The following is a 4,971-nucleotide window of genomic DNA, read 5'->3' as shown; positions in this document are numbered from 1 at the left end:
ACAACAGAAGCAGGTCGCAAACCAAGCGTCTGGGATACTTTTAGCCGAACTCCAGGAAAAGTCTTACATGGTAATACAGGAGCAATAGCTTGCGACCACTATCATCGTTACGAAACAGATATTCAATTAATGGCGCAACTTGGTGTCAAACATTATCGCTTTAGTATTGCTTGGCCACGCATTATTCCTGATGGTCGGGGTACAGTCAATGAAGCAGGAATAGATTTTTATCGCCGTTTAGTAGACTGTTTGCATCAACACAATATTACTCCCCACGCAACTTTGTTTCATTGGGATAGCCCTCAAGCTTTAGAAGACTTGTATGGGTCTTGGCGTAGTCGGGAAATGGCAAAAGATTTTGCAGACTATGTAACTGCAGTAGTAAGTCGTTTAGGCGATCGCATCACTAACTGGATGACTATAAATGAAATTACTTGTTTTACCCATCTCGGTTATGCCGTCAATTTTGACCCTCCCCATGCTCCAGGTACTCGTGTTGATACGAATAAAGAAGTCTGGCAAACTTCTCATCATGCTTTACTTGCTCATGGGTTAGCTACTCAAGCAATTCGTGCTGCCTCTCCCACACCTTGTTTTATTTCTTTTGTTGATAATATTGCCGTAACTGTTCCCATTTCTGAAACACCAGAAAATATTAAAGCTGCTCAAGAAGCATTTCACCTTTGCGGGCAGAATGGTGGGATTATTTTTCCTGCTCTGACTGGTGCATATAGTGCTGCTTTACTAGAGCATTTGGGAAAAGATGCACCAGATATTCAAGCTGGAGATTTAGAAATTATTCATCAACCTCTTGATGCTGTTGGGTTAAATATATATTCTGGTACTTATGTGCAAGCAAGGGATAATGCAGTCGATAATTACAGCGATCGCCAACCTGGTTATGAGTTTTTATCTTTTCCTGTTGGTTATCCCAAAATGTATATGCCCTGGTTAAATATTATTCCCGAAAGTATCTACTGGGGTATTCGTCATATTGGAGAAACATTGAGGCGACAAGATTTACCATTATTTATTACTGAAAGTGGTTGTGCAGCTCAAGATGAAGTTAATGCTAGAGGCAAGATAATAGATACTGACAGAATTATGTATTTACGCCAATACTTCAAAGCTGCCCATCGTGCTATTAGTGAAGGTTATTCATTAAAAGGATATTTTGTCTGGAGTTTTATGGATAATTTTGAGTGGTCTTATGGTTATGACCGTCGCTTTGGTTTAGTTTATATTGATTATCAGACTCAGCAACGTCTACCAAAATCAAGTTTTGATTGGTATCAGGAATGTATTCAGCAAAATAGAGTTGTTTGAAGAAGGAAGAAGGCTTTAGTTATCTGGGAGATAAGGAAGAAAAATTTTTTGATATAGTAATAGCTAGAGCCGTTAGGAAATAGAATAGACCTCTTCCTAATCTGATAACTATTAGCTAGAAGCGCATTAATTAGGGTTTACTGATTAAATCTAAAATAATTACCAGATAGAGGTTTTAACCTTTTTAGGTATTGAAAAAGTACATAATTTTCAGCTCTTCATTCTCAAAAAGTTAGCATTTTTAGCAAGAATTGGGCAAAAAAATTATCCCCTACTCCCCTACTCCCCCACTTCTCCACTCCCCTACTCAAGTTATTTTCAAGGAGAAGTAATTGTTAATTATTAATTATTAATTATTAATTGTTGAATCACCTTTGATTTGAGCCATCATTGCAGCATCATCCCAATAAGAAGATACTTGTTTAATTTTACCATTTTCATTAATGTCAAAAATACTAATTCCCTCTGCAACTCCCCGATTACCATTTTTTCCCACTCCCTGCATCGTCCATTTAACTGCAGCCCCATTATCTACAATAAATATATTGTTTGGTGTCAATTCTAGTTGGGCAAAAATCATTGATAATAGCCCGAAGAATTTCTGATAATCTGACTGCACATTACTGGGTGGTTTACCCACAGGATCATAGATAATACCGTCTTCAGCAAAATTTTCTGCCCATGCTTCGGCATTCATCGCTGCCATATTTGTAAAATAAGAATTGACTACTGTTTCGATAGTTTCTTTTGTCATTTTCGAGTTTTTTTTTAATCGGTGTTTGTCATCTAAATCATTTTTATAATACCAAGTTGAGATCATTAGTTAATATCAAATTTTTTTAATGGCCAGACAAACAGATTAAGAATATAATACTAAATCCATTTTTGATAGAGCATTCCTTTGTCAAGATTTATCGCAGTCAAAATAAAAGGCGCGGACATATCAAAAGATTAAAATTCAGACAACGCAAGATTTTGGCATTGCATAATTGTGGGATGATTTTATAAGAGAGGATCGACTATCATCCCCGTGTCTCCGTGTCTCCGTGTCCCCGTGTCGGTCTCAATCATCCCAGTATTCAGCAACGCCAGATTTTTCCTTCTTCCTTCTTCGATAAAAAAAAGGGAGTAATCATGCCGAAAAAGGTAACTGATTACTCCCCTATTTAATTCAAATTCTTTATTCAATTTGGTTTTTATGATTTTTCTTGGTTTAAAACCCAATTCATACCTCCTTAAATATCGTTTCTCTTGTATAACCAGGGATAAGATATCTATGCCCTAGATAATTCAGGAAATTTAGTATATTAAATATGGGCCATCTGTAACCAGTCAAATATTTGATCCAATTGTTTCAATGTGACAAGACCGTACTGCCAAAGTATCATCGGTAATTGATTTGAGTCTTCTTCCTGGTGTCGTAAAGCAATGGCGATCGCTGAATCAGAGATGGACAACTCCCACTTCAAGAATTTGATTAACTGAGCTTGTTTTGTAGACATGATTAAAAGTTTTCTCCAGTAATATATTAAAAAATTTTTAATTGATATTTATTTTGTCTTCACGATACCTAGTATCAATTATTATTAGGTGAGTCTCAATGACTCACATCTTTTAACAATGTGACGTTTCTCAATTTTTTTCATGATGCAGATCACAATTTTGTTGTCTAGAACACTAAATTCTAGTTCTAAAAGTTAGTTACCCTGGAGTATTTTTGATGAAGCATTGATACGTTTCAATCTTTATGAATAGTTATTAATTTAATTATCAATTGGTATAGATGAAAAATATGCTTTTTTTATGAGTAGCATATATAAAGTAAATTTCTAATCAAATGAGTATATACTCACTATCCTATATTCTCTGATTGGAAATTTCACAATACTGTGTGACTTGTACGATGATATAGGGATTTTATCAATTTATTATAAGAAACTATAATTACATTATCAATTACATCACCATCAGTAATATTACTGATTTAGGCAATAATACCCTTAATTACTTATATCTAGATACTTTAGTAGATATGCACAGATAGAGAATATTTAGAGTTTGCTGAATAAGTCTTTTTTTCAGAGGAGTAGCCAGAATCCAGAATTCAGAATCCAGGAGGAATGAGATTCCGAGAAGAAATAGCTAGAAGAATCTTCCCTTGATTTTCTAACCATATTTTTGCCCAAAACCCAGATTTTTGAACTGGAACTACCTAAAAGCTGATACTCCCTTAGTACCTGCAAAGTCTGAAACCTTTGCCATTAAAAACTTTGATATTTAATCAGCAAGCCCTAGTTAGAAAAACCTTTCTTGTATAAGATTAATTATCAATAAAATAATATGTGCTAATATTTCCTAACCAACCCTTTCTTTGCTATAATTAACTGCCTATTGAAGTTTATTTAGATACGAGAAAGCCTATTTACCCGGTTTAGAAGATTACTTGATTTACGATTCAGCAGATTTTAGCGCTTGGTCTAAGATAATACGAGCTTCTTGTGCTTTCTCTCTTGCTTCTCTATACCGCAAATTAGCTACAGCAAAAGTTTTCAACACCTTAAAACCATCTTTGAGATTAGCAATTTCTTCAACACTGACAGCTTCATCTGTGAATAGTACCTCAATTGCCGAACGAATCTTTAGCGCTTCCTCTCTTGATTCTACAACCTTAATCTTCAGCGCTGCCAGATCGCTAAGTATTTGTACTGCTTGGGCAACAGCTTCTTCTTCCTCAGAGGCAATTTCCTTTGAATCTTTTGATTCTTTGACCTCAATAAATTGCTCCGGACTAAATCCATCTTCTAATTCTGTTAGTATTTCACCAGAGTCCATCATTTCCACAAGCTTATCCATAGCTTTCTGACGGGCCCTGGGTGACTCTTTCCCCCTAACAGTTATAATCGTATCTGGATTTTGAGGCAAGGTATAACTAACCATAATTTGACTAATAATTGAGGTATAAATATGACCAATATACGGTAAAAATAATCATACCATTTTAGATTGAAGTGACTGTAAATAATTAATAATTTTTGTTATCCTAAATTATTATTAATGACAAGTGAAAAAAAAATTACCTGAAACAATCAGAAGGCCAGCACTAGAATCGCTAGATTTAGTGCCTGGATGAATGATGCGTATATAATCATGATTTCCGTTTGTCACCGCGAAGCAAACTATGTCATAATTACATACAAAATAATATCTTACTCATTAGAAATTATAGGTAAAATTAGTTATAATAAGAAGTGTAGTCAAGGAATTAATAACAACAAGTGCTAGTAATTGAGGCCAAATTAAAAGGCAGTCAAAATCAGTACAAAGTTCTAGATGAAATGATTCTCACAGGTCAGTTCATCAGGAATAGTTGTTTGCGCTATTGGATGGATAATCAAGATATCAAACGCAACGACTTACAAAAGCTTTGTTCTGTACTAGCAAAAAATGCCAATTTTCCTTGGGTTAAAAAGCTAAACTCTCAAGCCAGACAAGCATCAGCCGATAGAGCATGGCAATCAATACAACGATTCTACAAAAATTGTAGACTGAAATTACCAGGTAAAAAGGCGGTGCGACCCCGCGACGACGACAGTCGCAAGCGGTCGGACCCCGCGCCGCCGACAGGCGCAAGCGGTGAGACCCCGC

General features: G+C 35.6%; 4 protein-coding genes and 1 pseudogene. 2 read left to right on the top strand and 3 right to left on the bottom strand.

The features are described from left to right. Positions 1–1,326 (top strand): glycoside hydrolase family 1 protein (locus tag AC3DU7_RS25150; RefSeq protein ID WP_488042023.1); only part of this gene is annotated, 1,326 nt, incomplete at its 5' end. Positions 1,327–1,675: 349 nt separating this feature from the next. On the opposite strand, the gene AC3DU7_RS25145 is transcribed toward AC3DU7_RS25150, so the two are convergent. The 3 genes from AC3DU7_RS25145 to AC3DU7_RS25135 form a co-directional block, all read right to left on the bottom strand. After that, entirely contained in the window at positions 1,676–2,080 is a 405-nt protein-coding gene (locus AC3DU7_RS25145) for a nuclear transport factor 2 family protein (RefSeq protein ID WP_488042022.1), read from the bottom strand. Positions 2,081–2,633: 553 nt separating this feature from the next. After that, the gene (locus tag AC3DU7_RS25140; protein ID WP_202221574.1) at positions 2,634–2,828 is read right to left on the bottom strand and encodes a DUF2949 domain-containing protein; all 195 of its coding nucleotides are present in this window, start codon (positions 2,826–2,828) and stop codon (positions 2,634–2,636) included. A gap of 946 nt (positions 2,829–3,774) precedes the next feature. After that, positions 3,775–4,263: a hypothetical protein gene (locus AC3DU7_RS25135; protein WP_488042021.1), complete on the bottom strand. Its 489-nt coding sequence runs from the start codon at positions 4,261–4,263 to the stop codon at positions 3,775–3,777. A gap of 338 nt (positions 4,264–4,601) precedes the next feature. Here AC3DU7_RS25135 and AC3DU7_RS25130 point away from each other — a divergent pair. Further along, positions 4,602–4,971: pseudogene (locus tag AC3DU7_RS25130) on the top strand (hypothetical protein); the annotation flags it as partial.

The sequence above is a fragment of the Okeania sp. genome (genome assembly GCF_983059655.1).
The sequence above is the reverse complement of the archived record's forward strand: the minus strand, read 5'-3'. Positions and strand labels throughout refer to the sequence as shown.

What these genes read in the sequence shown, in the direction of transcription:
- AC3DU7_RS25145 (WP_488042022.1), bottom strand. Translation starts at nt 2,080, where the DNA reads ATGACAAAAGAAACTATCGAAACAGTAGTCAATTCTTATTTTACAAAT.
- AC3DU7_RS25135 (WP_488042021.1), bottom strand. Translation starts at nt 4,263, where the DNA reads ATGGTTAGTTATACCTTGCCTCAAAATCCAGATACGATTATAACTGTT.
- AC3DU7_RS25140 (WP_202221574.1), bottom strand. Translation starts at nt 2,828, where the DNA reads ATGTCTACAAAACAAGCTCAGTTAATCAAATTCTTGAAGTGGGAGTTG.